The sequence below is a fragment of the Streptomyces sp. NPDC058576 genome, from assembly GCF_042718715.1.
GTDB lineage: Bacteria > Actinomycetota > Actinomycetes > Streptomycetales > Streptomycetaceae > Streptomyces.
In genome coordinates this window covers 1-5,326 of the sequence record NZ_JBHXPF010000120.1, presented here as the reverse complement: position 1 = coordinate 5,326, position 5,326 = coordinate 1, and the positions used below count along the sequence as shown (strand labels likewise).

At 67.8% G+C, this 5,326-nt stretch carries 5 protein-coding genes; 4 read left to right on the top strand and 1 reads right to left on the bottom strand.

Annotated features, from left to right (window positions below; translation table 11 throughout):
• Positions 1-140: 140 nt before the first annotated feature.
• The gene (locus ACFWRV_RS36295; RefSeq protein WP_384340444.1) at positions 141-722 is read left to right on the top strand and encodes a hypothetical protein; all 582 of its coding nucleotides are present in this window, start codon (positions 141-143) and stop codon (positions 720-722) included.
• A gap of 43 nt (positions 723-765) precedes the next feature.
• On the opposite strand, the gene ACFWRV_RS36290 is transcribed toward ACFWRV_RS36295, so the two are convergent.
• Positions 766-1,077: a ferredoxin gene (locus tag ACFWRV_RS36290; RefSeq protein WP_097964298.1), complete on the bottom strand. Its 312-nt coding sequence runs from the start codon at positions 1,075-1,077 to the stop codon at positions 766-768.
• 240 nt (positions 1,078-1,317) lie between these two features.
• Here ACFWRV_RS36290 and arc point away from each other — a divergent pair, with 240 nt between their 5' ends.
• The 3 genes from arc to ACFWRV_RS36275 all read left to right on the top strand — a co-directional run bounded on the left by arc (position 1,318) and on the right by ACFWRV_RS36275 (position 5,180).
• Positions 1,318-3,084, top strand: a complete 1,767-nt coding sequence (gene arc, locus ACFWRV_RS36285) for a proteasome ATPase (RefSeq protein WP_384340442.1) — start codon at positions 1,318-1,320, stop codon at positions 3,082-3,084.
• A gap of 236 nt (positions 3,085-3,320) precedes the next feature.
• Complete coding sequence (dop, locus tag ACFWRV_RS36280) at positions 3,321-4,832, top strand: depupylase/deamidase Dop (protein ID WP_384340440.1); 1,512 nt, start codon at positions 3,321-3,323, stop codon at positions 4,830-4,832.
• A 129-nt stretch (positions 4,833-4,961) separates the two neighbouring features.
• Positions 4,962-5,180 carry a ubiquitin-like protein Pup gene (locus ACFWRV_RS36275; protein WP_003970166.1) on the top strand — a complete coding sequence of 73 codons (219 nt, stop codon included), beginning with the start codon at positions 4,962-4,964 and terminating at the stop codon, positions 5,178-5,180.
• Positions 5,181-5,326: the final 146 nt, after the last annotated feature.

Here is a 5,326-nt window from a genome sequence, read left to right as displayed (position 1 = left end):
CCGGGGAACTGCGCGGCGGCTTCTTTTCGTTGACCCCCGCCGTTCCGCCCGGGTGTGAGGTGTGGCACGATGCTGGCCACCCCTCAGGGGTGTTCCCCACCCCTCACCGGGCTTCCAGGAACCATCAGGAGACATACCGCGTGCAGACCTCCGCGCTCCCGGACCTCGCCCACACCGCCGCCAAGCCGATCCACTGGCTCGCCACGGCCGCGGCGATGGCCGGGGTCGTCGCGCTGGCCGGGCTGCTCCAGCCCCGTTCGGCCACGGCGACCGCCACGGCCCCCGAGCAGCGGACCACCACGCAGAACGGTGCCCCCGCGCCCGCTCCGGACCCGGCCGGCGTGGACTTCCCGCTGGAGTGCGGCGGCGCCGGGACGACCGTCGCGAAACAGGCTCCCGGGGATCTCGACGGCGACGGGCGGCCGGAAACCGTCGCCGTGGTGCACTGCGCCGCCGGATCGGGCACCCCGCCCGGCGGCATCTACGTCCTGACACGGACGGCCGGGGCCGCGCCCCGGGTCGTGGCGACCCTGGTGGACCCCGCCGACAAGAAGACCGTCGGGGACTTCGCCGTACGCGACGGCGTCGTCTCGGCGACCCTGCTCGGCTACTCCTCGCTGGAGGTCCCCCGCTGCTGCCCCGACCAGGAGGAACAGGCCTCCTGGCGATGGAAGGGGCAGGCGTTCGTCCGTACCTCCGGGGACCTCGCCCGCAGCGTCTGAGCGCGCGCTCCCGGGCAGACCCGGGCCGCGCGGCCCAGGTCTGCTAGTCGGCGTCCGGCCCGTACACCTCGACGCTGTCCTTGACGCGCCGCACGTGGATGCAGTCCCCGGGGCATTCCTTGGCCGAATCCACGACGTCCTGGAGGAGCGGCAGCGGAACCGGAGTGGTCGCCCCCGGGGCCTGCAGCAGCTCGTCGTCGCCGCTCTTCACATACGCCAGGCCGTCGATGTCCAGCTCGAAGACATCGGGGGCGTACTGCACACAGATGCCGTCCCCGGTGCAGAGGTCCTGGTCGATCCAGACCTCCAGGTCCTGCGTGTCACTGTCGCCCGGCGAGTCCTGCTGCACGGTCATGTGTCCTGCCGTTCCTGCGTATCTGAACCAATTGGAGCCAGCCCTGACGGGTGTTGAACACTTCGACGATACAACCGGCGGCTTTCCGGTGCCGAAGGGTGGGTATTCCCTTGACGTGAGGGAGAGCGCAAGGGTGAAGATCGGACACGCCCCGCAGTCTTTGTGATCTAGGGGTTTCAATCACCACCCACCCAGGTAGGGTCAGGAAGCGTCCAGCTCCCCATGGAGGAGGTGAGGACCGTGGCAGCCCACGACGACGACATCAACCGCGGCATCCGGCCCGCGCGAGGGTCAGAGGACCCAGCCGGCCAGGTTGCCTATCTCGAGCAGGAAATCGCCGTCCTGCGACGTAAGCTCGCCGACTCTCCGCGTCATACGAGGATTCTCGAAGAGCGGATCGTCGAGTTGCAGACGAATCTGGCAGGCGTGTCCGCGCAGAACGAGCGGCTCGCCAACACGCTCCGGGAGGCGCGTGACCAGATCGTGGCCCTCAAGGAGGAGGTCGACCGGCTCGCGCAGCCGCCGGCCGGCTTCGGCGTCTTCCTTCAGGCCAACGAGGACGGCACCTGCGACATCTTCACCGGGGGCCGCAAGCTCCGGGTGAACGTCAGCCCCAGTGTCGAGCTCGAAGATCTGCGGCGTGGCCAGGAGGTCATGCTCAACGAAGCGCTCAACGTGGTCGAGGCCATGGAGTTCGAGCGCGCCGGGGACATCGTCACCCTCAAGGAGATCCTCGAGGACGGCGAGCGCGCCCTGGTGGTCGGGCACACCGACGAGGAGAGGGTGGTGCGGCTCGCCGAGCCGCTGCTGGACATCACCATCCGTCCCGGCGACGCCCTGCTCCTGGACTCCAGGTCCGGCTACGTCTACGAGGTGGTCCCCAAGAGCGAGGTCGAGGAGCTCGTCCTCGAAGAGGTCCCGGACATCGACTACGACAAGATCGGCGGCCTGGGCGACCAGATCGAGCTGATCCGCGACGCGGTCGAGCTTCCGTATCTGCACCCCGACCTCTTCAAGGAGCACGAGCTGCGCCCGCCGAAGGGCATCCTGCTCTACGGCCCGCCCGGCTGTGGCAAGACGCTCATCGCCAAGGCCGTCGCCAATTCGCTCGCCAAGAAGGTCGCCGAGGTGACCGGGCAGCCCGCGGGGAAGAGCTACTTCCTCAATATCAAGGGCCCCGAACTCCTCAACAAGTACGTCGGCGAGACCGAGCGGCACATCCGCCTGGTCTTCCAGCGTGCGAGGGAGAAGGCGAGCGAGGGCACCCCCGTCATCGTCTTCTTCGACGAGATGGAGTCCCTGTTCCGCACCCGCGGCAGCGGCGTCAGCTCGGACGTGGAGAACACCATCGTCCCGCAGCTGCTCGCCGAGATCGACGGGGTGGAGGGCCTGGAGAACGTCATCGTCATCGGCGCCTCCAACCGCGAGGACATGATCGACCCCGCCATCCTGCGCCCCGGCCGACTCGATGTGAAGATCAAGATCGAGCGTCCGGACGCCGAGGCGGCGAAGGACATCTTCGCGAAGTACCTGACCCCGTCGCTCCCGCTGCACGCGGACGATCTGGCCGAGCACACCGGCTCCCGGCCGGCCGCCGCCCACGCCATGATCCAGTCCGTCGTGGAGCGGATGTACACGGAGTCCGAGGAGAACCGCTTCCTCGAGGTGACCTACGCCAACGGCGACAAGGAAGTCCTGTACTTCAAGGACTTCAACTCCGGCGCGATGATTCAGAACATCGTCGACCGGGCAAAGAAAATGGCCATCAAGGCATTCCTGGAACAGGGCCAGAAGGGGCTGCGGGTCGCTCATCTCCTGCAGGCCTGCGTGGACGAGTTCAAGGAGAACGAGGACCTTCCGAACACCACCAACCCGGACGACTGGGCCAGGATTTCCGGCAAGAAGGGTGAGCGGATCGTCTTCATCCGCACACTCGTCACCGGAAAGCAGGGCGCGGACACCGGGCGCTCCATCGATACGGTGGCCAATACCGGTCAGTACCTGTAATACGTGGGACCGGCTGCGGAAGCCCCCGGGGGCCTCCGCAGCCGGTTGCATTCCCCCGTTCCGGCCATGCCGGAGCAATGTCGTAATTGATCTCCCCACCGGCGCAGAGGCACTCTAGGCTCTGCGGTACCGCCGAGTCGCGCAGTGCGGTGACGGGCACCGCACACGCACCGGACACAGCAGCGGTACTTGAGCGTCGCTCCCGGAGGGGACCGACGCCGGGCAAGGAGGGCCGCATGACCGTACGGCGAGTAATGGGCATCGAGACGGAGTACGGGATCTCCGTCCCCGGCCACCCCAACGCCAATGCCATGCTCACCTCGTCCCAGATCGTCAACGCCTACGCGGCGGCGATGCACCGGGCGCGACGCGCCCGCTGGGATTTCGAGGAGGAGAATCCGCTGCGTGACGCGCGAGGCTTCGACCTCGCCCGGGAGACCGCCGACTCCAGCCAGCTCACCGACGAGGACATCGGCCTGGCCAATGTCATCCTCACCAACGGTGCCCGGCTGTACGTCGACCACGCGCACCCCGAATACAGCTCCCCGGAGATCACCAACCCGCTCGACGCGGTGCTCTGGGACAAGGCCGGCGAGCGGATCATGGCGGAGGCCGCCGAGCGGGCGGCCGCCATCCCGGGCGCCCAGCCGATCCACCTCTACAAGAACAACACCGACAACAAGGGCGCTTCCTACGGCACGCACGAGAACTACCTCATGCAGCGGGAGACGCCGTTCTCGGACATCGTGCGCCATCTGACGCCGTTCTTCGTCTCGCGCCAGGTCGTCACGGGCGCGGGCCGGGTCGGCATCGGCCAGGACGGCCACGAGCACGGTTTCCAGATCAGCCAGCGCGCCGACTACTTCGAGGTCGAGGTCGGCCTGGAGACCACGCTCAAGCGCCCCATCATCAACACCCGGGACGAGCCCCACTCCGACGCGGAGAAGTACCGCCGGCTCCATGTGATCATCGGCGACGCCAATCTCTCGGAGATCTCCACCTATCTCAAGCTCGGCACCACGTCCCTGGTGCTGTCGATGATCGAGGACGCCTTCATCAACGTCGACCTCGCGGTCGACCAGCCCGTGCGCACCCTGCACCAGGTCTCCCACGACCCGGACCTGCGGCAGCTGATCACGCTCCGCAGCGGCCGGACACTCACCGCGGTGCAGCTCCAGATGGAGTACTTCGAGCTGGCCCGCAAGTACGTCGACGAGCGGTACGGGACGGACGCCGACGAGCAGACCAAGGACATCCTGATCCGATGGGAGGACACCCTCAACCGGCTGGAGACCGATCCGATGAGCCTGTCGGGCGAGCTGGACTGGATCGCCAAGCGGGAGCTCATGGAGGGCTACCGCCGCCGCGACGCGCTGGACTGGGACGCCCCCCGGCTGCATCTGGTGGACCTCCAGTACGCGGACGTACGGCCCGACAAGGGCCTCTACAACCGCCTGGCGGCCCGCGGGAAGATGAAGCGCCTCCTGGACGAGGGCGACGTCACCAGGGCCCGTACGGCGCCCCCGGAGGACACCAGGGCCTACTTCCGGGGCCGCTGCCTGGAGCAGTACGCCGACGACGTGGCGGCGGCCTCCTGGGACTCGGTGATCTTCGATCTGCCGGACCGCGACTCCCTGCAGCGGGTGCCCACCCTGGAGCCGCTGCGCGGGACGAAGGAACACGTGAAGGACCTCCTCGACCGCTGTCGTACGGCGGAGGAGCTGGTCCGGACGCTGTCGGGCGGCTGAAAGGCCTCCGGGCTGGGAATCAATCACCTGAGGCACGGGCTTGCATCAACTACCGGGCCAAATGTCGGACCCGGTGGGTAGGGTCTGATCAAGAGCTTCGATTGCTTCGAACCGAGCGGGGTGAGCTACATGGCGACCAAGGACACCGGCGGCGGACAGCAGAAGGCGACACGTTCCACCGAGGAGGTCGAGGAGCAGGCGCAGGACGCGCAGGCGTCCGAGGACCTCGCGGAGCGACAGGAGAAGCTGAGCGACGACGTCGACTCGGTGCTGGACGAGATCGATGACGTCCTCGAAGAGAACGCCGAGGACTTCGTCCGCTCCTTCGTTCAAAAGGGTGGACAGTAGTTCACCAGTGTGAACGCTTGGTAGGGAGTGGGGTGGGGGGGGGCCGCGGGACCCCACACCCCACCCGGGGGCCCACGGACGGGCGGGGGTGGGGGGGGGGTTACCCCCCCCCCACAACTTGATAAAAAACCCCGGGCGGGGAGGGG

Excerpts from the sequence above, each read along its gene's own strand:
- ACFWRV_RS36290 (WP_097964298.1), bottom strand. The coding sequence starts at position 1,077 with ATGACCGTGCAGCAGGACTCGCCGGGCGACAGTGACACGCAGGACCTG.
- ACFWRV_RS36275 (WP_003970166.1), top strand. The coding sequence starts at position 4,962 with ATGGCGACCAAGGACACCGGCGGCGGACAGCAGAAGGCGACACGTTCC.
- dop (WP_384340440.1), top strand. The coding sequence starts at position 3,321 with ATGACCGTACGGCGAGTAATGGGCATCGAGACGGAGTACGGGATCTCC.